Below are 24,296 nucleotides of genomic sequence, written 5' to 3' on the forward strand. Positions count from 1 at the left end.
TTCCAAATGCCACTACCGACTGTCATTGTACCGGGTTTTTTTGCCGGGGCAACTGAATATCGAGGATTAGAAACCGCTTTAAATCAGTTTGGGTTTCCCACCGTTACTGTACCACTACGACAAGGCGATTGGATTCCCACTATAGGCGGTCGCTCAGTTGTGCCAATTTTACGGCAACTTGATCAAACCGTGAAACAGGTTATGGCAGATTACAGCGCCACTCAGGTTAATTTGATTGGTCATTCAGCCGGGGGCTGGATTGCCCGAATCTACCTCGGCGAAAAACCCTACGATATTCATCGCAATGTGACTCTTTCAGTTCCAGGATTATGGAATGCTCATCCAACCATTGCCACACTGGTAACACTGGGGACACCTCATCTTTCTTCCTCGTGGAGACCCCCGCTATAAACGAGGCGGATATATCGAAGCTCCCGCGAGTACCGCCAATGTTTTAGCGGCGGGAGGAAACGAGGGATATTTTAGGGGGATTGACCCCTAAAATATCCAAATCACTGTATGTATGAATACCCATCCTTTTTGTGAATATGTGTGCAGTATTTGTGACTGATTCCTTGAACTAGCCCATCAAGTGTTGAGATGTTGAAACTCCCAGTGGCGCGAGTGGCTACTCGACCAACGTAAGTTCCAATCTTTTTGCCAGAAGTGACAACAGCTTTCACGATGTCACCCGTCTGAAAGCCTTTGTGAAATTTGGTTCTAGAGCAATAACGCACCGGGAAGCCCCACTTGTCAGTACGACATTGTTGGCGGGTTCCGTGACCCTTAGCAGCAATCAGCAGTGGCTTAACACCTGACGTGATTAATTGTTCTGGTGTTGATGCTCCAACGCAAACAGCGTCCCAATAGTGAGTCTTCTCTAATCCTCGAATGGTTCTGTTGTACTTAGTACGTCCACCAGTGCCAACCTCAACAGGTAAGCCTGTTTTCTGAAGATTTTCGTACAGATTCCATCGGGTTGCATTGACGGCGGCTGTATCAGCCAGAGGTCTTTTGGCTTGTGCCAAGATTCGCTTAAGCAGGTCAGGTTTACCTATGATAAAGTCCTTGATACCCTGATTCCCTTTTTTCTGATTGCAGGGCGTACAAGCTAAACATAGGTTGCTGACACGATTAGAACCACCCCTTGACCGAGGTTGAATATGCTCAATCTCAACAGGCGTGTCTTTTGCGCCGCAGTAGGCACAAGCTCTGTTCCACTTTTCCAGCAGAAACTCACGTACTTCGTAGCAGAAGAGAGTCCCTTGTTGATATCCCACCCCGCTAATTTCTGCATCCTGCATCTGTTGTGTATCAAATCGTACCAACTCTTGCGAGATGGCTGTAATTTGACTCAGTGATGACAGACGCTTCACCCAAGTCAGGATGTTAGCCACCCGACTGTTAAGAGACGGTGGTAGCCATCCCTGGGGACGGGTACGGTTAAGAAAACGAGGTTTGCGATAGCGGGTTTTACGATTACGTCGTGACCGCCGTAGTTGACGACGTGAAGTTAAAGCATCCCGAATTTGAAGCCCACGATGTTGTAACTCGGCTACCCAAACAACCTCACCCGTATTGTCGTTGATTAATGCTAATCCAGTGGTTTTTGCTCCTGGGTCAATTTTGACTCGAAGCGGTTCGATTTTGGGGTTTAGCACCTCCTGTTTGAGTATTACGGTGAAGGGATAGCGGCGGAATACAGCAGCTTTCCCTTGAGACAACAGCATTCTTGCTCTACCTGGATGGACGGGATTAAGAGGCTGTTTGTTGGTGTCTAGAACGAAAACTTTACTCAAAGCGTGAGTCTCCTTTCGGGTAATGTTAGCTTCGACAAAGTTTAAGGTCGGTACTGTCTCAAAAGCACTGCCTCCCAAATGGCTGTTTAACTTCTGAGTTCTAGAGCTTGGAACTAGCTACGCATTCCAAGGTAGGAACTTGAACGCTTACCTTAAACGTAGGTATTGCTACCTGAGCCTGGTCAACGAGGGCTGTATTTCAAGCCCCCACTAGAATCGGTACTCCGATTTAGTGGTGGGTTGTTGACAGTAGCCAAGAGCGCTGGACAAAACGCAATCTGGATTTCGTGGCAATGAACTATCCGGGAGCGTTTTATCCCCATGTCAAGTATATCTGTGTCGCCGGTAAAGCTATCTATGGTCAACGGCGCTTGGGTCAATGGTTAGCGTATAACAGTTATCAGCAAACCTGTGGAGTTGGAAATTGTTGGGGAGATGGGATTACTCCGATTGAAGCGGCTCATTTAGACGGCGCCGTGAATCTTACCTTGGAAGGGGTGCTGCATTCACCTCGGCGACAAGGACTTTGGTATGGTTCCCAAGAAACGATGAAATTATGGATTCCCTATTTAATTTAATGTGTTCGCGGGAGTCCCCACCCTCATTCGCTTTTTAACCCGACCAAAAGGAAGAATAAGGTGTAATTGCAGTAAGGTGTACCTTCCGGATTGAACACCTGACTTCCTACCAGGTTCCCTCTGGCAATCCCTGTCCTCACGGAGTAGGGCGGGGTTCATGAACCTTCACCTCTTCTTCAACTTTAGATTTATTGACAATTTCTTTAATTGCTTTCTCTTCCACAGGCTCTGAAATCGGGATTTCCTCAACTTCTGGCAACTTTTCTACCGCCAGACGGGAAGACGAACTGCCACCGGATAAGCGTTTCAATAGTTTAGGTCTAGGATCGTGCAGTAGATAAATAATTTGATCATTAGCCTGCCAGGTTTCATTCGCGCTAGCCACTTGTATACTGCCTTGCCGTTCGATTAACAAGGGAACCAGTTCTCCCGCCCGGATCAACGCTTGCAAATGCGCTCGCTGAAATGCCAATCCCGACTCTTTTAACGTGGTTGTGCCTAACTTCACTTGCCCCTCAGTAATATACTTATTCCACGTCTTAATCGGCAGTTGAGAAACAAATGCTTGATTGACTTTCGTTTTATTATTCGTGGCATTGGCTTGGGGATCACGAGGAAAGACGGCAATCACTCGCGGCGGGGCAAACTCTTCAACCGCTCGCTGAGCCAAGACCAAGTTCACCTCACCATTGTTGGTCATTGCCAAAAATGTACCCACCGATTCAATCCCAGCTTCTTCTAAAACGTCAACATCCAGACCACTGCTTTGGAACACCCGCAGATTTTCTTCCTCGGCTTGTTGGCAAGCTTCCGGGTCAGTGTCGATGAGGACAACTTCTTCTCCCTGCTCTTGAAACAAACGCGCAATCAGCCGACTCAAGGGATTACAGCCAACAATCACCGCACCTGTTGCCTTGTCCTGGGGATTCAGTTGCAGCCATTGGGCAACCCAACGTGCTGTTAACCCTTGTACAAATACTGTCAGCATAATCGTCAGGAAAACCAGGGCTTTAATCGAATCCCCACCATTAATCCCGCGTTCGGTGAGGAGAATCGCAAACAAGGAGGCGACGGAAGCGCTGACAATCCCTTTGGGAGCAATCCAGGATAAAAAGATTTTCTGTCGCCAATTTAAGCCGCTATTCCAGGTACATAAGCTGACGCTAATCGGGCGCACCGCCATCATTAATGCCAAAACGGTGAATACACTTCCCCAACCTAAGGCGAAAACACTGTCAATGGACAAATCGGCGGAGAGCAGAACGAATAGCACGGAAACCCCAAGCACCGTTAATTGTCCTTTAAACCGTCGCAACAGTCGCTCTTCGGGTAGAGAAGACGCACCGACAACGATTCCGGCGACGACGGTTGCCATCAATCCGGATTCCGAGCGAATCGTTTGTGCCAAACCAAATAAGCCCCACATCCCGGCTAGCACAACCAGATTTTTCAGGTCTTCTGAAAGAAATTCAGCTCGTTTGAGAAACAAACCCAGCAACCAGCCACCGATACCGCCAATCAAACCACCAATACCGAGGCGTAAACCTAGACCGACAATGGCAGCAGATGCTCCAGCCTCGCTGTTGAGAATTGTATCAAGTACGACAACCGCTAGAATGGCACCGACTGGGTCAATTAAAACCCCTTCCCCTTCTAAAAGGGCGGCGACTCGTCGATCAACTTTCACTTGTTTGAGCAGTGGACCAATAACCGTCGGACCGGTCACAACCACCAGAGCAGCATAGAGAAACGCAATCGGCCAGGGAAATTCTCCTAACCAATGGGCTGCCATCCCACCGCCCAGCAGCGTAATCAGCGTTCCCAGGGTGACTAGGTTTCTCAGAGAACCCGATACTTTGCCTAAGTCGCGCAGGTTGAGGTTAAGCCCTCCCTCGAAAAGAATTACGGCGACTGACAAGGCAACAATAACTTCCAAACCCACTCCCAGTTCTTGGGGGTGTAATAAACCCAAACCATCGGAGCCAAGGGAAACGCCAAAGATCAGTAGAAAGACAATGCTGGGGACTTTCAGGTACTCGGCAATCACCTGAGCGCTGATTCCAGCACAGACAGCGATGACCATTTGTAGGGTTAATTCAAAAGATCCTTCCATAGGTTTGCCTGTCGCAGGTGAGAGACTTGGGTCTAGATGCCTAATGATTGGCTCTATTTAACAAAGCCTACCTATATTACTGTGAATAAGCAGCAGGAGTGGTTCGGTTGACCCGTCGTGTGTGATTAACGTTGATCCTAACGCGGCTACATCTATCTATAGCTATTGGTTAAAGTTTTTTATTTTTAATTGAAAAGTCATAATTGAAAAGTCACCGTTTGATTAGGTCGCGCCACTGGTTGAGTTACGGTGCAGGCACAGGCAACCCGTTGGATGGCAGAACTACTCGCGACCAGCAGCACTCTAAGTTGTTCGTTTAAAGATGAATCGTCAAACATTTATTTGGGGACACTCCGGGAGCAGAATTCGCAGAACTCAACGCTGGGTTGAGCGGATGTGGGTGTTTAGCTTACTTTTAGCCGCGCTGCTCTTATTTTGTATTAATCTGGATAGCCCACCTCTATTAAATGGGGGTGAACAAACGGTTAATCAGGTTGCTCGTGAATTGAGTAGCACGCCTTGGGCATCTTGGCAATGGTTTTATCCCACATTTAGTGATCAATCTTATGTTGAAGAACCACCCTTGCTTTATTGGCTAATTGCTTTAGCTTATAAGACAGGAAATGATAGCACCTTGATGACACGCTTACCGACTGCTCTGCTGAGTGTTCTATCTGTTCCCCTCTTCTATGGAATCGGTCGGGAAATTTTTCCATCCCGTCAAAACGCGCTTTTTTCGAGTTTCATTTATTTAACCGTCTTACCTGTTGTACAGTATGGACGACTCGCCATCCTCGATAGTACGGTGCTATGCTTTGTCATGCTGATGATGGTATGTCTGTTGCGATCGCGTCGTGATTTTCGTTGGTCTTTGGGAGCAGGCATTGGATTCGGTTTAATTTGCCTCACTCAAGGAATTGGATTGGGATTTGTTTTGTTGGCGATCGGTTTTATCTTTATTGCCTGGGATACCCCTAGACTACTCAGATCTGGCTATTGGTGGTTGGGTTGGGTGTTAGGTATCATACCTGCGTTGGTTTGGTATACTCTACCTTGGGTTTATAGTCAAGGGTTTCTCACCGCCAATCTAGTTAAAGAATCATTACAACCGTTTTGGCATTCAGTAGAGATTAACCGGACTCTTAAGAGCGATTACGATTACCTATTGGAACTCTTAAAATTCTCGGTTCCCTGGTTACTATTTTGGTCTTATGGATTAGGGCTGGCGTGGAATAATCGCAATTGGGGTTGGGCAAAATTCGTATTGGTTTGGACGGGTGTTTATGGGGGAGCTGTTTGTCTGATGGCGTTTCCTTTACCGGAGTATAGTTTGCCACTCTACCCAGCTTTAGCACTAGCGGGTGGCGCTCAGCTTACCGCTGTGTGGAATTTGCCCCGCTCTCAGTCCTATCCTCGTTTATGGATCTTTGGGTTGAGTTTCATGTCCTTAGGAGCAATCGCCGCGACTATTTATTTAGTCCTAGAAGCCTCCCAAAGCCTTTTCCCGGTCGTTTCCAGCTCAGTAGCATTAACCTTAGCGATCGCAGCTATCCTCGTGGCTCGACGTGACCTGCAATTTATTTTCATTTTGTTTTGGGGAATGTACGTCTCTCTATTATTGTTGATGACCTCTCCCCATTGGATTGTGTCTTAGCCATTGCACTTACATCCTGGTCAAGACAATCCGTTCACAATAGCAATGTATCCCCCGCTGAATCTTCCAGATGACAACGGGGGGTTTTTTTGCCAACTCCAATCAAAATCATATCGCCCAACCATTCGGTTGGGACGAGGACTTATCAAGTGTCGCTACTTTGACTTAAGACCATTGAATTTTGGGTAAACCGTCAGTATCTTTAGCCTCTGGAGTTTTCCTTCGCCATCGGCTGAGCCTTACTCTTCGATTTCGTCTTCTGCGCCAAGTTGCTTGAGATGAATGTGCTTGCGACCTAAGGAGATTTCAAATTCATCCCCAGGTTGTAAACCCATCTGTTTTGTGTAAGCAGAACCAATCAGCAGATTGCCGTTAGATTGCACCGAGATGCGATAGCTCGCACTCCTACCACCCCGTCCATTGCCATTGGCTTTGCTATCTAATTCAATACCCTCAGCATCAATCAGTGCATTGAGGAATTTCATCATATTGACGCGCTCTACATCGTTTTTCGTCACGGTGTAGTAGCCACAGGCTCTAGCTTTTTCTTCTTTGCTGAGGTTACCTAGCTCTCTAACTTTCTCAAGCAGTGCTTGACCCTCTAAGGGTTCCATCTTGGGCTCCATTTTTTTCTTTTTAGCCATCAACTTGAATCTAAACCTAAACAGTGAAGTCTCGGGTAGCGCTTTCGCTATACTGACACATAACCAAGATAACAAAATCTTGATCTTATATCACCCTCTATAAAACTATATTACACCCATACTGTCAACTTTGTTGGTTATATTTGTTGAATTTATCTTTGTAACAAATCAATCGCCGACTGGAGAACGTGTCAGTAATGGAGACGGGGCGATAAGGTGGGGCGTTTCCAGTTGATCGAGTCATCAACAAAAACCAACGATGTGTAAAACTCAGGATTGATGGAAGGCGTTATCAGGCTTCAGGAAAAACCTCTCAGGTTATAGTTGACAGTACAACCTTCCTGGGACAGCCATAAAAACCATTCAACTCTTAACCCTGTACGACTCAACCAGAAATTAGCTGGACTAGACTCCAGCTAAGAGCCAACTCCAAGCTAGGATAGTTTGCCATCCCTATGAAATTGACAACTCGCGGACATTATAGTGTTAAAGCGCTACTTGATCTCAGCCTACAGCCCGGTTATGGACCAACATCCGTTAAAATGATTGCCCATCGTCAAGCTCTACCAGCTCCATATTTAGAGAAACTACTGATTGAAATGCGTCGTGCTAATTTAGTGAATTCAGTACGCGGCTCTCAAGGTGGCTATCAATTAGCTCGCGAACCTTCAAAAATTTCCCTAGGTCAGATTTTAGAAGCCGTTGGCGAAACAATCGAACCATTACACCATCACACAGCAGATGCGACTGTTGCCGAAGACTGGGTAACCTTAACTTTGTGGCATCGACTCCACCAAAAACTGAAAGATGCCTTATATAGCATTACCCTTGCCGATCTTTACTATGATGCTCGGAGTTGGCAAGCTGCTCAAGGAGAACAAACCAGTTTTGTGATTTAATAGATGCTTTGCTGGGAAATGACCACCATGAATCAACAAATTACCTATCAAGGGGGCTGTCACTGCGGCGCTGTCCGTTTCAGTGTGACAGTTGACCAGCACGAGGCAATCGATTGCAATTGCTCAATTTGTCACAAAAAAGGCTTCATCCACCTAATTGTACCCCCTGAACGGTTTACTCTATTGAGTGGGGCTGATGTTTTAACAACATATACGTTTAATACTAATACGGCTAAACATACATTTTGTCGTATTTGTGGGATTCACCCCTTTTATCGCCCCCGTTCTCATCCCCAGTCGATTGATGTTAACCTGCGTTGTCTCGATGATGATGTACTGTCTCGATTTGCCAGAGTGTCGTTTGACGGTGCCAATTGGGAAGAAAATATAGATACGCTCAAAAGCGACTACATTGACTAGAAGTGCTATTGTTTTGTTACTTGCCGCCCGTCTAGATTACTGGATAGGTGATCCTTGGGGTTGGCTTCATCCAGTCCAAGTCATGGGTTGGCTGGTTTCTCACCTCAGCCAATGGATTATTCACAATCTTTATCGCCCATGGAAACGTCGCCTCGCCGGAATTGGATTGGGGTTAGGATTAATTATCGGTAGTGGAGTGGCAGGATGGGTAATCGTGCTGGGAGCAAACTGGCTTCATCCTTGGGTAGGGATTGGGATTGAAAGTATTCTGCTGGCAAGTTGTTTGGCAGGTCGCAGTTTGCGAGATGCGGCTAATGATGTGGTAGAACCATTAACCGATGGAGAGTTAGAGCAAGCGCGTTCTCGTTTGAGTCGATATGTGGGTCGAGATACGGAAAAACTTACAGCACCAGAAATACTCCGGGCTGTTCTAGAAACAGTCGCAGAAAATGCTACCGATGGTGTTACAGCGCCCTTATTCTATGCTATTATCGGTTCATTTTTTCCGGCGGTGGGTAGCGCTCCCTTGGCTTTAGCCTATAAAGCGGCTAGCACTCTGGATTCAATGATTGGTTATCGACGCGAACCTTACACAGATTTAGGTTGGTTCAGTGCTAAACTTGAGGATTGCTTAACTTGGTTACCCTGTCGGCTAACTGTAATAACGTTAGCCCTTTTGTCAGGAAAACCCCGTAAGGTATGGAGTTTATGCTATCGGGATGGGACTAAAGATCCTAGCCCAAATTCAGGTTGGAGTGAATGCGCTTATGCTGCTATTCTGGGCGTACAACTGGGGGGAACTAACTGGTATCAGGGAGTTGCTAAATATAAACCCCTTTTAGGTGATCCGGTTGACCCGATTACACCGACCAAAATTGACCAAGGGTTACAGTTGACCCGATACTGCTGTTTGATTTGGCTGGTCATCGCGATCGCACTACTTGAGTCTTCTCAATTGTTCCCATCCTTATATATATGGCTGATAATTAAAGACGATACCCGATTATTCCCCATGCTTCCTCTAAACAATATCCTAGATTTTCTCCCCTAGTCCCATCCCATCCGCCATAAAACCAGTAACGAGAATGCCAACTCAAATTATTGAAATTCTCTCCGCCGAAGAACTGCGCCGCACTGTCACTCGTTTGGCATCTGAGGTGATTGAACGCGCCGGAGATGTATCGAAACTCGTGCTTTTAGGCATTTATACTCGCGGAGTTCCTCTTGCCAAACTGCTAGGACGCCAAATTGAAATGTTAGAACAGGTATCGGTCGCGGTGGGTGCGATCGATATTACCTTTTACCGCGATGATTTGGATCAGATTGGCGTTCGTACCCCGGCTAAAACGGATATTTCCTGTGATCTTTCTGGCAAAATTGTGGTACTGGTCGATGATGTTATCTATAGTGGGCGCACAATTCGTGCCGCTCTAAATGCTGTGACTGAATACGGCAGACCCCAAGTGATTCAGTTATTAGTTCTTGTCGATCGCGGACATCGCGAGTTGCCGATATGTCCAGACTTTACGGGCAAACAGCTACCAACCTCCAGAGACGAACAGGTAAAGGTTTACCTGCAAGATTTTGATGGACGAGATGCTGTGGAGTTGATCAAAGTCTTCTAAGGTGTCAGTTGGCGTAACCAGTCATGCCTTCATGTAGAGAGGTTCCATGACACATCTGTCAAAAATTCGGAATTTTGGTAGCAAATATTACCGTTTTTCTGTTGATGACTTAACCGATGTTCTAGGTTTTGCCGCAAATCCTGATTACCAATCCCCTCTTTCCCTGTTCCTTTCTATTTCCCAGCACGATGACAGAAACCCAGACGCGCAAAGCAGACCACATCAGGATTTGTCTCAATGAAGATGTCCAGTTTCATCAAATTACCAATGGACTGGAACGCTATCGCTTTACCCACTGTTGTTTACCGGAAATCAACCGCCGTGAGATTGATATCTCCACCAGGTTTTTGGGTAAAATCTTAGGCGCTCCCTTGCTAATATCCTCTATGACTGGGGGGACCCAACAGGCGCAAACTATTAATTTTCGCCTTGCTCAAGTAGCACAAGAGTATCAATTAGCCATGGGTGTGGGTTCCCAGCGAGTCGCGGTGGAGAATCCTCAAGTGGCGGATACCTTTGCCGTGCGATCGCTGGCACCGGATATTCTATTATTGGCGAATCTTGGTGCGGTTCAACTCAATTACAGTTACGGCTTGGATGAATGCTTGCGCGTGGTTGAACTTTTAGCCGCCGATGCTTTAATTTTGCACCTGAATCCCTTACAGGAATGTATTCAGACGAACGGGGATACAAATTTTCACGGCTTACTTGACAAAATAAATAAAGTATGCAGTAAGTTACCTGTACCTGTGATTGCCAAAGAAGTCGGCAACGGCATCTCAGCACCCATGGCACAGAAGCTGCTTGAGGCGGGCGTGAGCGCAATTGACGTAGCCGGTGCTGGGGGAACATCTTGGGCAAAGGTGGAAAGTGAACGGGCATTAAATCTCAAGCAACGTCGCTTAGGACAAACCTTTGCCGATTGGGGATTACCCACAGCCGATTGTATCACCAGTATTCGAGAAATTGCCCCGGATGTTCCCCTAATCGCTTCCGGTGGATTACGCAATGGGTTAGAGGTTGCCAAAGCGATCGCGCTGGGTGCGGATTTGGCAGGATTAGCATTTCCCTTTCTCCAAGCCGCATCAGAGTCTACAGAGGCGGTGGATGAACTCGTACAGTTACTAATCGCTGAGATAACTACTGTACTTTTCTGTACAGGGAATGTCAATCTGTCTCAACTCAGACAATCTGGTGCCTTACAAAAGTTAGGATGAATGTTTGTAGTAAGCACGAAGCGTGCCAGAAGCGAAGACAGCGCTTACTACAAACTCTTAGTTCAGTGACATTCAAGTTAGGATAGAGGCAGTTGTCTGTCAAGATGGCTATAGGATCTTTGTCCGAAACTCAACGTTGGTTAAGTCAAGCCGATACAGAGTATCTTATAACGGAGCAACAAATTAATCAAGTCAAACCCGTGATTAGGGAACTCGAATCTAGTTAAACTCTTATCTTAAATCAATCGGAAACGTTCAAAAAAAACACTAAAAACAGACAACGGATAACGGACATTTCACAACAAACAACCCGAAAATGCGTCAATTTATTAAGCAAACCTTCGCCAGTGTAATTGGTAGCCTGATCGGTTTTACCTTGTTTTTCGGCATAGGTACAGTTGGACTCATTAGTTTAATTATCACCGCCGCATCTAAAGATACGGGACCACAAGTCAAGGATAAATCGGTATTGGTTTTTGATTTATCCTTAAATATTAGGGATACCGATCCCACATCCAGCACCAGTAGAGCCATTGAAGAAGCCCTATCTGGAGAAGAAACCGCCACAATTACATTACGCACTGTTATTGATACCTTAAACGCGGCAGTTGAGGATTCCCGGATTGTGGCGCTTTACCTGGATGGATCACGTACAACTACCAGTAGTGACACAGGGTTTGCCACGCTAAAAGAAGTCCGAGAAGCTTTAGAACGGTTTAAAGAAAGCGGTAAAAAAATTATTGCCTACGACGTTGATTCGGGAGAAGGGGAATATTATCTGAGTTCAGTTGCAGACACCATTATCCTCAACCCGATGGGAAGCCTAGAAATGAATGGCTTTAGTTCTGAACCCATGTTTTTCACGGGAGCCTTAGAAAAATTTGGCATTGGGATTCAGGTAATTCGGGTAGGTAAATATAAGTCAGCGATAGAACCGTTTGTCCTCAAAGAACTGAGTCTAGAAAACCGACAACAGATACAAGCATTATTAGAGGATCTGTGGTCAGAATTTCGGACAACGGTGGGAAAAAGTCGTCAGGTAACGCCCCAACAGATACAAGCGATCGCGGATAATCAAGGTATCGTCTTGGCATCTGATGCGATTGGACGTCGCTTAATTGATAAAGTGGGGTATTACGATGAAGTAATCGCCCAACTTCAGGAACTCACCGGTGAAAGTGAGACAAAGGAATCATTTCGTCAGATTCGCCTATCTACTTATGCGGATATCGCCGATAAACCTGGAACCCAACGCTTTTCTCACAATAAAATAGCTGTACTTTATGCTGAGGGTGAAATCGTCGATGGTGAAGGGAGCATCCAACAGGTGGGAGGCGAATCCTTTGCGGCACAAATGCGGGAATTGCGCCTGGATGATTCAGTGAAAGCTGTCGTATTACGGGTGAATAGTCCAGGTGGTAGTGCTACCGCGTCTGAGATTATCCAACGGGAAGTCAAACTCACACGCGACTCCAAACCTGTGATTGTTTCCATGGGAGATATTGCTGCATCTGGGGGATATTGGATTTCCACCTATGGTAACCGGATTTTTGCCGAACCCAATACAGTAACGGGTTCGATTGGGGTGTTTGGATTACTGATGAATATCCAGCAAATTGCCAACGAGAATGGGATTACGTGGGATGTGGTGAAAACGGGGCGTTTCGCAGATACCCAAACCGTTTCTCGTCCCAAAACCCCCCAAGAGTTAGCCCTGAGTCAAAAAATAGTTGATCAAGTTTACTGGAAATTCTTGGCTAAAGTCGCCGAGTCCCGTAAGCTACCCCAACAGAAGGTGGCACAAATTGCTCAGGGGCGAGTTTGGTCGGGTATTGATGCTAAACAATTGGGGTTAGTGGATGAAATTGGCGGATTAAATGATGCGATTGAGTATGCAGCACAACAGGCAAATTTAGGAGAAGATTGGGAATTAGAAGAGTATCCCAAATTTCAAACCTTGGAAGAACGTCTGCTTGAAGAGTTTATGGGAAATAGTAGTGCTAAAACGCGACAGCCTGATCCGTTAATGGCAGAGTTTCTGAAGTTTAAAGAGGATTTGGCAATGTTACAAGCGATGAATGATCCAAAAGGCATTTATGCGCGTCTACCGTTTAATTGGCGGTTCGATTGAGAAAAGTAATCCCCTTTTTGCTAGGGCGATTTAAATCGCTGTTACACAAACCAAGTCCGCCTGCGCGGACTGGATTATAAAAGGAGTCGTTAACCCAGATTTTGTATAAATCAATGCGACTAATGTTAATTTTGATGGCACTGCAATAAGCATTTTGGAATCGCCGAAACCCTTGATATACCGTATGGTGGGCATTGCCCACCAGCATACCAGTCAGATATGATATACCGTATGGTGGGCATTGCCCACCAGCATACCAGTCAGTACCATTCATTTTAAGTTGAATAAATCATGAAAGAGTTTTGATTGTAGAGACGTAGCCTGCTACATCTTAGTTTTAAGTTTTAATAGAAGGAGCCAACGATGCAACTTGAGGACTATTTCAATATTCTCGCCCCCAATGATATTCGGCTTAAGGATTCGCGTATCGGAATTGAGACTATCTTGTATGAGTACATTTATCGCGCTCGTACCCCAGAAGAAATTGCCAAAATTTATACCTCACTTACCCTAGAACAAGTCTATGCTACGATCCTTTATTATCTACATCATAAAGAAACAATTAGTAACTATATGGCAGATTGGTTAGAGTGGGGACAAAAAAGGAGGCAGGAACAACAAAGGAATCCATCACCTGTGGTGAGAAAACTCATGGAATTAAAGGCGGACAAAAGCACATTATATCCAGAAAATATGTAGTGGCGTGGCACACCTAATTTGGTGTATTAGAATTCTATCCAGAAACTGTAGGGGCGCATGGCGTGCGCCCATAAAATCTGCAAATCTAATCCATCATTTTAGCTGGGTCACACCGCCATCGTGAGGAGAGCGTAGCGTAACGCACCATTGCCACTATATATGATGTACCTGCGTAAGTTATTTTTATTTTAAACCATGATATGGATATTGGTGAAACAATGGATGAATTGATACTTATTGCTGGAGGAGCTTTAGATAACCAATATCAAGACTAAATTATTTATCTACCCATTTGAATTTTTAGAAATATTTTCGTCAAAGGTATTCTTTAAGTCCAAAGCTTGCTCCATATTAGTCAAAGAATCATGGTTTAAACTTTCTGAAGAGGATGTGGTAGGTATGCGTAGATTAAATGCGATTACGATTTGATTATTCTCTATACTAATATTACTGATATTAACTACACTTTTTTCAGCCAACAAATCACTGACGTTTAAGTCAGCAGGTGACTGAACTTTATAGCCTGCCTCCTCAAGCCATTCTGTAATATTTCTCCAATTTTCTATTTTTTCATTACATTTGTTGACCAAACTTTTAACATATCGATACAAAGTGGCACAGAGATCGGTTTCAACTCCCTTAACATTCTTGCCTAGCTTCTCTGCTATTTCCGCCGGACTATAACCGCAAAGCAAACCCCGCAAATGTAGCTTCTCAACGGGTGTCAGACGCTTTCCCTTAGCCGAAGCGAGGTCTGTGTACAGCGTGTCTAAATCCCAGTGGTTTGACGCCTGGGTAAACTGCTCATCGGTGGATGCCATAGTTGAAGCACTCTAAATTCCTGATGTGATTCTAGCGTAATTACTGACGTTTATCAGTTAATCACTAAGTATAAGTAGTTTATTATAAGTAAAAACGCCTAATTTCTTGGGTTAGACAGTAATTATACTCAGAGTTCTCAAGAAAAAGTAAGCGATCGCTAGCCAATAGCAAATAGGAGACAGGAGAATGTCAGTTTTCGACCAGCGTGGTCAAAAGGTAAATATTCAGAACAACGCTGCTGGTAACACAAACTTCAGTGCTGCTGGCAACATAAACTTAGGTGCTGTTGAAAACCGCGCTGATCTTGTTGGTGAATTAGAGAAGATTAAGGATGAGGTAGCAAAAGCAAGAGATGCCGAGGTTATCGATGCTGAACTAGCTACAGATGTCAATTACCACATTACAAAGGTTGTTCAGCAAGCCAACAAGCCTGAACCCAGTAAAACCACTATATTGAACCACACCAATACGGCAAAGAATCTGATAAAGGGAGTCGCTGGAGCGGGTGGTCTTGTCACAGCTTTAATGAAGGTTGCTGAACTGGTTCAAACCTTATTCTAAGAACCAAACAATCTTTTTTGTAACTAGATTGTGGCTAAGGATTATGGCAAACTATGACCAGCGAAATCAGTGGGTTGATACGCAGTTTAACGAGTTTAACGAGTTTAACGTAAATATTCAAAGCCCTTCTGAGCCTGATCCAACGATGCTGTTGAGTCAGGGGATTAAGTTGCTGGAAGCAAAAGCCTATCAGCAGGCGATCAATGCATTTAGAGCTGCTATTGAAACAGGTCATGCAAGCAGTGATGCCTACTATTACCTAGCAATAGCATTCCTGAAAGGTAAGCGACCCAAGGTATTAAAGCGCAGTGAAGTGGAAGAAATCGATCAACTTCTCAACGCCGCAACTGCTATGGGAGACTCAGATGGTACTGTTCTGTGGTTTCGCGCTCTTGTTCGAGATGACTATTTCAATAGTAATGGAATAACGCATTATCCACCACCATCTGTTAATGATATTATCACGACTGCTCTCTCTTGCAACATCAATATAAATAGGTTGATTGCCTTATTAGAAAAATTGCCAATGTTTGACAACCAATTGTATGCACTACTTGTTCAAAAGCTTGTCTAAAGGGAGATAATAGCGATGAATGCATTTCAAAATAGTTCAGAAGATGATAAAAGGAGACGAATTAAAAATTATTTCGCCAAGCCCAAGTTAAAGTGGCCCATCATACTGATGGTAATTGGCTTAATTATATTAACGCAATCTTCAATAGGATTAATTTTTGTGCTGGCGGGAGGAATATGGTTATTCATAGAAGTCAAACCTTTGTTTGATGCGCCTGGTGATCAGACTATTGATGCTTGGTTAATCAATGATATTGAATCTCTTAAAAAACGCTCACTTCAACGTCTCAATATAGATGAATCTGAATTAATCAGAGAGTCTATTTCTATTAGAGGTCCTATTCTATGGGAAACCAATGGGATTGACACTAAAGAGTTAGCTTGCAAGAAGGGTAAAGATGGTCGTATTCGATTTAGTATCAATGCGATTACAGTAGTGCATTTAACAGAGCATAGACTTAGTTCCTATCAGTGCAATTATAACTTTATCAAAGGGGTTCCTCTTAATGAACAAGATGATGAATTTCACTACAGAGATGTTGTAGCTGTTTCTACCCGTGATGAATCTACTAACTATACTTTGCCAAACGGAAATTTAATGAAGCAAGCTCAGCTTTTTAAGTTAACTGTATCCAGTGGCGATAGTATTGCAGTGATTGTCAATTCTGACGATATCCTTAAGTATGCAGGTGGCACTGGCACTATTGTTGAAACAGGACTTGATAATGCTATCAAGGCTCTACGTAAGGTTTTGAGCGAGAAAAAGCTTTAAATTTTATTGATTGTAATTTAAGTTGAACCATAAAATTTATAATCAGGGAGTTACGAATGAAAGTATTAGGAATACTTGTCAATATTTTTCTGCCTGGAGTAGGCACTTTAATCGTGGGAAAAGTAGTACAAGGAATAATCCAGATCGTACTAGCAATCTTTGCTATTGCACTTGGTTTTACAGTATTTGGAGCTATTATTGGTATTCCAATATATTTAATTGTATGGATTTGGGCAATTGTAAGTGCCGCAACTGTAGTTGATAGAAACCAAAGGAATCGTTAAACTCTATTCAGCAACCTCCCTTTTTTACCCTGACGATTGGAAATTGCGAAACTATAAAAACGCAGTTTGCCTGGGCGGACTCAATTATAAAGGGAATGGCTAACCTGGATTGGTATAATGTATTGGAGGGCGCAAGCCTTGCGCCCCTACAAAAAAAATAATATTTTCTTTTTCTATAAATGATTTTTTATAACAATCATTAACTTATATCTTTACTGTTGATTAATCCAATTGGCAACAACAGAGACAAAATCAGCCGTTGACTCATAAGGCAAAACATTTCGACCCGGAATTTTACACCCCTGACCTTGGGGCAAATACTTGATATAGTAATCTAACCGTTGCTCTGGTGTTTCTAATTTACCCTCGCGACTAATACTGCTGGCTTCTTCGCCTACTACCACAAATGTCGGTTGCTGAATGGAAGCAATAACCTGTTGATAGTCTTGTCGCCAAAACCCAGCTAGGAAAGAAAAAACAGCATGGCGACTAGCGGTATCAGCAGCACCTTCTTTGAGACTGTCTAACCATTGTTCATCAATATCTTCTGGTTTAGCAAATAGCTGCTTCGAGGAAAACGAACGCAAAAATTGACGACGACGGGCGTAGCGATAGAATAGACGACCAAAAGGTGAATCAAATAGATTCCAGGCAAGTTTGTGCTTCAATGTAGACGTTTCCTGAGTCATTACAGCCCAAGAAGGCGGACCCGATAATACGCATCCTTTGATATAATTAGATGCATCTGGTAATTGGACTAGAGAAAGGGCTACGGGTAACTCTGCACCTTGCACCACTATAATGGCGGGTTTTTTGACAACAGTCTGTAAAAAATAACCTAACTGTTGCGCCCAATCTGTAGGATGATAAGCAACATGGGGCATATCACTTTCACCACATCCGAGTAAGTCCGGATTATAGATGGGTTGAGAATATCCCGCTTGATACCACTGTTGACAAAAGCGATGCCAAAACCAACCTGATAACCCAACGCCAATCGGATGCAGTAACACCAATGGTGTATCGCTAGCCTGATTCGGCTGATAATATTCGTAAGCACAACGATAATTACGCCAACGGTAAAACTCAGTTGTTGCTGACGGGATGGGGGAGTTTGAAGTAATCGTCATAAAAAGTCAACAGTCAACAGTAATAAATTATGTAGGGACAGGTTTAGCCACAATTGTAGGGGCGGGCTTAGGAACTACAGCAGTTATTGGTGAAATAACTGAACAAGAAAACCCGCCCTAACTTATTGATAACATATCAACAAAACCCGCCCTGATTCAATTATTGGGGCGTGACACAGTTCGTAGTAAGGGCTTTAGCCTTTGGTTTTGTTGGGTTTGGGAGCATGTCAGGGAAAGCACATAATGTTCATGCTAATCCTAGAGTTGGGTTTCGTACCTCAACCCAACCTACAACCTCCACTATTAAAGACAAATGACATAAGACGAATTACCAAATCAGAGACGATATTGGCGAATCTGTCGTTGTGAGGCTTCACCAGTCCGCACCCAAAGACTAATAGGGACGGCATTTCCAAAACTATCCACTTTAATTTCCATAACAATAGGCGGAAGTTGTTGGGTTTGTTCCGGATTAGCTTGTCTGGCTGTCTGCAGATCATCATTAATCTGATTGCGTTCGGCTTCAGGCATATTATAATTTTCGAGTCCATACTCAATTAATCCTCTTTGGGCAATCCCTCTGAGAACAACCTGATTGTTGGTGAGAGAAGTAGGACGTTTGAGGGTAAGGGCAATGGGTTCCCACGGTTGTGGTAGTCCAGGTAATCTGAGTGAAATCGGTTCTGCTAAAATTACATAAAAGTGAGTTCCTGGCTTGATAAAAGTGACGGTGTTGTCATCACTTTGTTGTTTGGGTAAATTGTTCCAACCTGGTAAACCACGTAATTCCTCTTGACTAGAGATGTCATACCTCATGGTTTGAGAGTAGCTTCGCAATAGATTGTAAGGTTCTAAGGGGGTTGTTTGCAAAATGATGATTTTACCTGTGATATGAGTGTAAATTGCTTGGGCGGGAACTGCCAGGATTAAAGCTGTTTGAAATAACATAGCGAGCCAAAATCGCCGGAAAGGAATAGAAGGGGTCGTGTCATTTGTCATTTGAAATACTCATTTATCTGGAGAGTGTTAGCTCTTCTAGATTAACTAGGAGAAATGTCGAGGCGGCTCTGTCTGTAGCCATAAGAGCTATGACTCCCCGGAGATTATCGTAAGTACAACGTTTTAAGGCTCGATGTGATACACTCTTTCCAAGAGTAGAAAAACACTATCTCATAGTTCCTGTACTACACTGTGTTAGAAAGTGCTGTATAAGACGGTTCTGAGATTACTCGCTTTTATTGTACTACAAAAAACTACTTCAACTTGAAGTGCGGAATGTGAGTATTGTTCGCTATGGCTCTGATGATGTACTTAACCCTGAACCAGAAAAGTCTAAGGGATTCAAAATTGTTGATGAAGCGGATATAGAGTAAAAGTATCTCAATTATGCTTGACAAAAAGAACTGATAACGGTAGTTGTAAAATTAAAAAATTTGTACTTTTTGGTGCTTGCTGTGATTTTTTTTAGTTGAAGACATGATTTTATTACTGTTAATAATCAAATTATGGCAATAATTAAAAAGCTAAAATTAAAAACAGTTTATGCGTTAAAAAATGAAAAAATTAAGTCAAATATTTTTTGGAAAAACAGGCAGCAAAAACAAAGAAATGATGCCAACTTCAATTAATGACTCGGATTGGCAGAAACGGAATTGGTTTCGTCTTGCTTTAAGATTAAAAGGGTCAGTCGTTATAGCTATTTTACCTCGTGTTATCTTATGCAGTGTTTTTGGTTTGGTTATTTCACTCTTTTATGAGCTTGGATTTTCCGTATCTTTGCCAGTTTTGAGTGGAGTGGTTCCCAGTATTGTCTTAGGTTTACTCTTAGTTTTCCGAACCAATACGGCTTACGAACGTTTTTGGGAAGGTCGTAAAATCTGGGGAATGATAGTTAATACAGTTCGTAACTTGGCTCGTCAGATTTGGACTGCCATCGCCGAAAATAGCTCAGAAGATAAACAGGCTAAAGAGGAAACCTTGCGCTTATTAGTAGCGTTTGCTGTAGCGACTAAGCAACATCTCCGAGGAGAGCGATTGCAGCGTGAGTTAGAACCGTTGATGTCAGCAGAGCGGTATCAAATCCTCCAATCCATGAATCACCCACCCCTGGAAATTGCTTTTTGGATTGGAGATTATCTGCAAAAGCAGCACGAACGGGATTACCTCAACACCTATCAACTCACTGCCATGTTGAAATTACTCGATATAATGGTTGACCATTTAGGGATGTGTGAACGGATTCTCAAGACTCCTATTCCTTTAGCTTATTCGATTCATTTGAAGCAATTGTTATTAATTTATTGCCTATCACTGCCATTTCCTATGGTTAGCGAACTGAATTGGCTAACTGGGATAGTTGTGGGAGTGATTAGTTTTGCTGTATTTGGGATTGAGGAAATTGGCATTGAAATCGAAAATCCCTTTGGTTATGATACCAATGACTTACCCTTAGATACAATTTGCACGACAATGCAACACAACATTGAAGATTTAATCACGCTAGATCCTTTTGTTAGGCATTGGAAAATGACCAATAAGCAATAACAAATGATAACTTATTTGTCATGCTAAACGGTTATCGAATTATTGATGCAGACGCTCTAACACCTATCCCCACCACAACACTTATTCAGCAGCCCCTATTTAGAGTGTTGAGCGCGAATATAGTATTCAAAACTTACCCCAGCCGCTATAAGACCGCAACCACACAATAAAAAAACTAGGGATTTGAACAGTAAATCGGTATTGTACTCTATCATCCGACTTAATACTTGCAACGTTAACAGTACCAACCCTCCCCAGAAAAAGCGTCGTTGGGCTTGGGTTATTCCCTTACGGATTAAACCGACAGCCAACACTAGTAAGAGTAAATTGAAAGTTAGTACAGCAGCGATATCTAAAGAACCCGTGCTTAGATGCCAATAGGGAATGACAGCACTAATCACAATCATGAATGCCACAAAGCCAGTTATTCGGTTGAACTGACGCCAACTATGCAGCCATTCCCAAATGGTTAAGCTGACTAAGATAAACAGATTGACCAAAATATACCATGGTACATGAGAGGTATTGTTGGCAGATGGTATAAAGGAGACGTTCCACATCCAATAGAACGATAAGAGGGAAAATAAGAGACTGAGGAAAATAATGGCAAGCGTGCGGGCTGTACTCTCGAAGGACTTAGCATTTTCGAGATACCGTCTCCAAAACTTATCCCTGTATCCCCATAACAATGCTGGCGGAAGGGCGCAAGCGATCGCGCTAACCCAGGCGGGGGCGACTAAAAGGTTGAGGTGTACTAAGTTGAATTCCAACGAATAAATCACTGCGATCGCACCGAGGCGAAAAATCCACCGAGAACCGCACCAGTAGGCTAAGGGAATAAACATCACACCCGATACTACGGGCATAAATCGTACCATTAGCCGCAGCCATGCTATCTCTCCCAGCGCCAAAAATTCTGGTTGTCCTTGTCCCTGGATATATCCAATTGTGATCAAAAGGGCAGAAAGTATCCCTAACCCCGTTAACCGCAAGCTATACGCCATCCCTAAGACACCGAGTCCCCAAAGCAGCAGCAACTGGTAAGCGGGTCTATTTTGGTGAAAGATTTGGGACATCAACGCCATATTTGCCCCCAGTGTCAGCGCCCCTAGCACTAGCAATGTCTTTCCTAAACGGCGTTTTCCTCCTTTAGGACGTTGCCATAGATAAAAGCCTGCTGTATTTAATCCAATAAACAGAAGCAGGAGTAACGCTACTCTAAACTCTCGCGACCAAACTTGCCAGTTGGCGGCGATAAGCATAATCGTACCTACGCCTAAAAGAATACTACCTATCAACAGAAGAATCGAGACAAATTGCTTACGGGAAGCACTTTCGAGTTCCTCAAATTGATAGCGTTGGGCAAGTTGTTCATAGACAGAGGCATTAATTAACCCCTCACTCTGCCATTGCTGTGCTTCTTGACGCAACTGGCGACTAAACTTATTGGAAGACATATTAGCATTTTAGTTCTGTTCCACCTCTTAAAATGTTGTAACATTTAATTATTATTCTTTTAAATAGGGATAAGCCGCGTGCAGTAGGACAATGGGGACGTTTTCAAAGCGTTTATCTTCGAGGAGCGATCGCAGATACAGATGGTTGCTCAAGCGCAGATCCAAATCCGGGTCACCAAAACCCGTATGAAATTGTATCGGTAACTGGTATTTAGTCGCAATTTCTAGGGCTTGGGTGATTAAAAAATCAATGAAGGGCTTGTCTGATAGCTGAGAGTTGATCGAGAGGCAACCAAAGACGATAATAAAACTCGATAGCTTTGATTTCGTATACGATGAAAACCTATTACCGTGACTTTTTAATTCGTGACTGGGAACCGCGCGATCGCGTCACCGCCGCTGAGGTGATTGGTTCCGTCTTGTCAGAATACGGCTTAACCTGGGAACCTAGGGGAGCTGATCGTGATGTGGTTGACGTCGAAACCTTCTATCAAACGGTTGGGGGAGAGTTTTGGGTGATAGAATACCTTGGTAAAGTTGTGGGAACGTCGGCGTATTATCCTGTCGAACGCGGCGAAAACGCTGTAGAGATCCGCAAAATGTACCTCCTTCCAGAGGTTCGAGGTGAAGGGATCGGTAAATTTTTATTGCAACAGCTTGAACAAACAATTGCCAACCGGGGTTTCCAAAAAATTTGGATTGAAACCGCCATCGCTCTCCAAGAAGCCATCCAGCTTTATGAAAATAGCGGCTATCAGCAAACCACAGGGGTAGAGACAAAGCGGTGCGATCGCGTTTATGTCAAACAACTATAGTATAGTGCGTGAGTTTTGAACTCCCTTATCTTCCTCATCTCCCCTGCACATCCGCACCTCTCCAGACGTTCCACACCTTACGTCTCTATTTCTCCTGCTTCCCGATCAGCCAATAGCTGGTCATTTTCCCTTTTCCCTTAACCACGATCGCACCCCGTTCTTCAAATACATACTGATCCTGCAAACGCTTTTTTGTCGCCGCCGTCACTTGAATTTTCCCCGGAAGTCCAGATGATTCCATGCGAGACGCCACATTAACCGCATCTCCCCAAAGATCATAGCTAAACTTTTTAATCCCAATTACACCCGCTACCACAAGTCCCGTATTAATGCCAATGCGAATTTGGAAGGGTTCCCCTTGTGGTGTTTTAAACTGTTGAATGGCTTGTTGCATATCCAATGCCATTTGAGCAATTGCCTCGGCATGGAGATCATTCACTACAGGTAAACCCGCCACAGCCATATAAGCATCGCCAATCGTTTTGATTTTCTCAATGCCATGTTTTTCGGCTAATTGATCAAAAACAGAAAAAATCTGATTTAATAGATTAAGCAGTTCTAAGGGAGATATTTGAGCCGCAAAGTGAGTAAAACCGACAATATCGGCAAATAAGATAGTGGCTTCAGTAAATTGTTGCGCTAAAGTTCCCTCAAATTGTTTTAATTGCTCAACAATAGTCTTGGGTAAAATGTTTAGCAATAACTTTTCTGACTTTTGTTGTTCTAAGCGCAGAGCTTGTTCAGCTTTGATGCGATCGCTAATATCCGATTGAATTCCAACGAAATGAGTCAGATTATTTCTATCATCATGAATGGGCGAAATTGTCAATTCATTCCAGAACGGTGTTCCATCTTTCCGGTAATTGAGTAAGGTAACGGTGCAATGTTGTCCAGCTTTTATCGCAGCACGAAGTTGAGTCACCGCAGGCTGATTAGTATCTTTTCCTTGCAAGAAACGGCAATTGTAACCCAAGACTTCAGCGGCAGAGTAACCCGTTATTTTCTCAAAGGCAGGATTAACATAGATAAGGGGCATATCCGGCAAACGCGCATCAGCAATGACAATGCCAACACTACTCGCCGCGATCGCTTGATCCCGTAGTTTAACGGTTTCCTGTACTCCTTTACGATAAGCCTGACTGCCTCGCCAATTGCTTTCGGTGACATCTTGGGCAATGCCATAGCTGACACTATTTTGATAGGCTCCCAAACGCCAAGACAGCCAACGATAGCTTCCGTCTCGACAACGAAAGCGATGTTTAAGGCGTATCGGGGTTGTATTATCCTGGAGAGTGTAACATTGATTCTCCATATCAAAAGTAAATGCCACATCATCAGGATGAACAAACTCTAACCAAGGACGCGATCGCAGTTCATCCAACGTCCAGCCTAGAGTCTTTTCCCAAACGGAGTTGAGTTCCCTAAAATACCCATTACTGTCACGGATACACAACAAATCAGGAGAAAGATCGAAGAAGGCTTGGAGAGATGCTTCCCTATGGAATAGGTTTGGCTCATTCTCCTCACAAGAAGGATTCATTGGACATTTTCCAGGGAAG

At 43.9% G+C, this 24,296-nt stretch carries 24 protein-coding genes and 3 pseudogenes; 18 read left to right on the top strand and 9 right to left on the bottom strand.

Going from position 1 to position 24,296, the window contains the following annotated elements; all coding sequences use genetic code 11:
- Positions 1-6: 6 nt before the first annotated feature.
- A pseudogene (locus tag ACLGGO_RS04820) lies at positions 7-387 on the top strand (esterase/lipase family protein); the annotation flags it as partial.
- A gap of 125 nt (positions 388-512) precedes the next feature.
- Here the strand turns inward: ACLGGO_RS04820 and iscB are convergent.
- Complete coding sequence (gene iscB, locus ACLGGO_RS04825) at positions 513-1,799, bottom strand: RNA-guided endonuclease IscB (RefSeq protein WP_446418459.1); 1,287 nt, start codon at positions 1,797-1,799, stop codon at positions 513-515.
- Between the two features lie 251 nt (positions 1,800-2,050).
- Between iscB and ACLGGO_RS04830 the strand changes: the two are divergent.
- Positions 2,051-2,377, top strand: a pseudogene (locus ACLGGO_RS04830) (lipase); the annotation flags it as partial.
- A gap of 136 nt (positions 2,378-2,513) precedes the next feature.
- Here ACLGGO_RS04830 and ACLGGO_RS04835 read toward each other — a convergent pair.
- Positions 2,514-4,490, bottom strand: coding sequence for a cation:proton antiporter (locus ACLGGO_RS04835; RefSeq protein ID WP_446339150.1), 1,977 nt, complete (start codon positions 4,488-4,490; stop codon positions 2,514-2,516).
- Positions 4,491-4,812: 322 nt separating this feature from the next.
- Between ACLGGO_RS04835 and ACLGGO_RS04840 the strand changes: the two genes are divergently transcribed.
- Positions 4,813-6,144: an ArnT family glycosyltransferase gene (locus ACLGGO_RS04840; RefSeq protein ID WP_446418460.1), complete on the top strand. Its 1,332-nt coding sequence runs from the start codon at positions 4,813-4,815 to the stop codon at positions 6,142-6,144.
- A gap of 239 nt (positions 6,145-6,383) precedes the next feature.
- On the opposite strand, the gene ACLGGO_RS04845 is transcribed toward ACLGGO_RS04840, so the two are convergent.
- Entirely contained in the window at positions 6,384-6,788 is a 405-nt protein-coding gene (locus ACLGGO_RS04845; RefSeq protein ID WP_446339148.1) for an AbrB family transcriptional regulator, read from the bottom strand.
- A gap of 455 nt (positions 6,789-7,243) precedes the next feature.
- Between ACLGGO_RS04845 and ACLGGO_RS04850 the strand changes: the two genes are divergently transcribed.
- The 7 genes from ACLGGO_RS04850 to ACLGGO_RS04880 all read left to right on the top strand — a co-directional run bounded on the left by ACLGGO_RS04850 (position 7,244) and on the right by ACLGGO_RS04880 (position 13,779).
- On the top strand, positions 7,244-7,687 hold the full coding sequence (locus ACLGGO_RS04850) for an RrF2 family transcriptional regulator (RefSeq protein ID WP_446339147.1): 444 nt from the start codon (positions 7,244-7,246) through the stop codon (positions 7,685-7,687).
- Positions 7,688-7,714: 27 nt separating this feature from the next.
- Entirely contained in the window at positions 7,715-8,107 is a 393-nt protein-coding gene (locus ACLGGO_RS04855) for a GFA family protein (RefSeq protein WP_446418461.1), read from the top strand.
- Positions 8,100-9,158: an adenosylcobinamide-phosphate synthase CbiB gene (cbiB, locus tag ACLGGO_RS04860; RefSeq protein WP_446418462.1), complete on the top strand. Its 1,059-nt coding sequence runs from the start codon at positions 8,100-8,102 to the stop codon at positions 9,156-9,158. The genes ACLGGO_RS04855 and cbiB overlap by 8 nt, the downstream gene beginning before the upstream one ends.
- 34 nt (positions 9,159-9,192) lie before the next feature.
- Positions 9,193-9,732, top strand: a complete 540-nt coding sequence (pyrR, locus tag ACLGGO_RS04865; protein WP_446339144.1) for a bifunctional pyr operon transcriptional regulator/uracil phosphoribosyltransferase PyrR — start codon at positions 9,193-9,195, stop codon at positions 9,730-9,732.
- Between the two features lie 188 nt (positions 9,733-9,920).
- Positions 9,921-10,949, top strand: coding sequence for a type 2 isopentenyl-diphosphate Delta-isomerase (gene fni, locus ACLGGO_RS04870; RefSeq protein ID WP_446418463.1), 1,029 nt, complete (start codon positions 9,921-9,923; stop codon positions 10,947-10,949).
- A 316-nt stretch (positions 10,950-11,265) separates the two neighbouring features.
- On the top strand, positions 11,266-13,080 hold the full coding sequence (sppA, locus tag ACLGGO_RS04875; protein WP_446418464.1) for a signal peptide peptidase SppA: 1,815 nt from the start codon (positions 11,266-11,268) through the stop codon (positions 13,078-13,080).
- Between the two features lie 363 nt (positions 13,081-13,443).
- Positions 13,444-13,779 (top strand): DUF433 domain-containing protein, encoded by a 336-nt coding sequence (locus tag ACLGGO_RS04880; RefSeq protein ID WP_446418465.1) that lies wholly within the window; start codon positions 13,444-13,446, stop codon positions 13,777-13,779.
- A 284-nt stretch (positions 13,780-14,063) separates the two neighbouring features.
- Here ACLGGO_RS04880 and ACLGGO_RS04885 read toward each other — a convergent pair whose 3' ends face one another.
- The gene (locus ACLGGO_RS04885; RefSeq protein WP_446418466.1) at positions 14,064-14,600 is read right to left on the bottom strand and encodes a helix-turn-helix transcriptional regulator; all 537 of its coding nucleotides are present in this window, start codon (positions 14,598-14,600) and stop codon (positions 14,064-14,066) included.
- A 187-nt stretch (positions 14,601-14,787) separates the two neighbouring features.
- Here ACLGGO_RS04885 and ACLGGO_RS04890 point away from each other — a divergent pair, with 187 nt between their 5' ends.
- The 4 genes from ACLGGO_RS04890 to ACLGGO_RS04905 are packed head-to-tail and all read left to right on the top strand — an operon-like array spanning position 14,788 to position 16,791.
- On the top strand, positions 14,788-15,162 hold the full coding sequence (locus ACLGGO_RS04890; protein WP_446358053.1) for a hypothetical protein: 375 nt from the start codon (positions 14,788-14,790) through the stop codon (positions 15,160-15,162).
- Between the two features lie 43 nt (positions 15,163-15,205).
- Complete coding sequence (locus ACLGGO_RS04895) at positions 15,206-15,736, top strand: hypothetical protein (RefSeq protein ID WP_446418467.1); 531 nt, start codon at positions 15,206-15,208, stop codon at positions 15,734-15,736.
- 15 nt (positions 15,737-15,751) lie between these two features.
- The gene (locus ACLGGO_RS04900; RefSeq protein WP_446358049.1) at positions 15,752-16,507 is read left to right on the top strand and encodes a hypothetical protein; all 756 of its coding nucleotides are present in this window, start codon (positions 15,752-15,754) and stop codon (positions 16,505-16,507) included.
- Between the two features lie 56 nt (positions 16,508-16,563).
- Positions 16,564-16,791 (top strand): hypothetical protein, encoded by a 228-nt coding sequence (locus ACLGGO_RS04905; RefSeq protein WP_446418468.1) that lies wholly within the window; start codon positions 16,564-16,566, stop codon positions 16,789-16,791.
- A gap of 212 nt (positions 16,792-17,003) precedes the next feature.
- On the opposite strand, the gene ACLGGO_RS04910 is transcribed toward ACLGGO_RS04905, so the two are convergent.
- A complete protein-coding gene (locus ACLGGO_RS04910) occupies positions 17,004-17,921 on the bottom strand; it encodes an alpha/beta fold hydrolase (protein WP_446418469.1) in 918 nt (305 codons plus the stop codon).
- Between the two features lie 336 nt (positions 17,922-18,257).
- On the bottom strand, positions 18,258-18,920 hold the full coding sequence (locus tag ACLGGO_RS04915) for a GDYXXLXY domain-containing protein (protein ID WP_446418470.1): 663 nt from the start codon (positions 18,918-18,920) through the stop codon (positions 18,258-18,260).
- 239 nt (positions 18,921-19,159) lie between these two features.
- Between ACLGGO_RS04915 and ACLGGO_RS04920 the strand changes: the two genes are divergently transcribed.
- The 3 genes from ACLGGO_RS04920 to ACLGGO_RS04930 all read left to right on the top strand — a co-directional run bounded on the left by ACLGGO_RS04920 (position 19,160) and on the right by ACLGGO_RS04930 (position 20,465).
- Positions 19,160-19,294, top strand: a complete 135-nt coding sequence (locus tag ACLGGO_RS04920) for a hypothetical protein (protein ID WP_446418471.1) — start codon at positions 19,160-19,162, stop codon at positions 19,292-19,294.
- A gap of 132 nt (positions 19,295-19,426) precedes the next feature.
- Entirely contained in the window at positions 19,427-19,549 is a 123-nt protein-coding gene (locus tag ACLGGO_RS04925; protein ID WP_446418472.1) for a hypothetical protein, read from the top strand.
- Positions 19,533-20,465, top strand: a complete 933-nt coding sequence (locus tag ACLGGO_RS04930) for a bestrophin family protein (protein ID WP_446339182.1) — start codon at positions 19,533-19,535, stop codon at positions 20,463-20,465. The genes ACLGGO_RS04925 and ACLGGO_RS04930 overlap by 17 nt, the downstream gene beginning before the upstream one ends.
- Positions 20,466-20,560: 95 nt before the next feature.
- Here ACLGGO_RS04930 and ACLGGO_RS04935 read toward each other — a convergent pair whose 3' ends face one another.
- Complete coding sequence (locus ACLGGO_RS04935) at positions 20,561-21,922, bottom strand: DUF2157 domain-containing protein (protein WP_446418473.1); 1,362 nt, start codon at positions 21,920-21,922, stop codon at positions 20,561-20,563.
- A gap of 54 nt (positions 21,923-21,976) precedes the next feature.
- Positions 21,977-22,195: pseudogene (locus ACLGGO_RS04940) on the bottom strand (amidohydrolase family protein); the annotation flags it as partial.
- A 62-nt stretch (positions 22,196-22,257) separates the two neighbouring features.
- Here ACLGGO_RS04940 and ACLGGO_RS04945 point away from each other — a divergent pair.
- A complete protein-coding gene (locus ACLGGO_RS04945; RefSeq protein WP_446418474.1) occupies positions 22,258-22,737 on the top strand; it encodes a GNAT family N-acetyltransferase in 480 nt (159 codons plus the stop codon).
- An 85-nt stretch (positions 22,738-22,822) separates the two neighbouring features.
- On the opposite strand, the gene ACLGGO_RS04950 is transcribed toward ACLGGO_RS04945, so the two are convergent.
- Positions 22,823-24,277: an adenylate/guanylate cyclase domain-containing protein gene (locus ACLGGO_RS04950; protein ID WP_446339133.1), complete on the bottom strand. Its 1,455-nt coding sequence runs from the start codon at positions 24,275-24,277 to the stop codon at positions 22,823-22,825.
- Between the last annotated feature and the right edge of the window lie 19 nt (positions 24,278-24,296).

Origin of the sequence: Coleofasciculus sp., assembly GCF_046565525.1 — a bacterium.
GTDB lineage: Bacteria > Cyanobacteriota > Cyanobacteriia > Cyanobacteriales > Coleofasciculaceae > Coleofasciculus.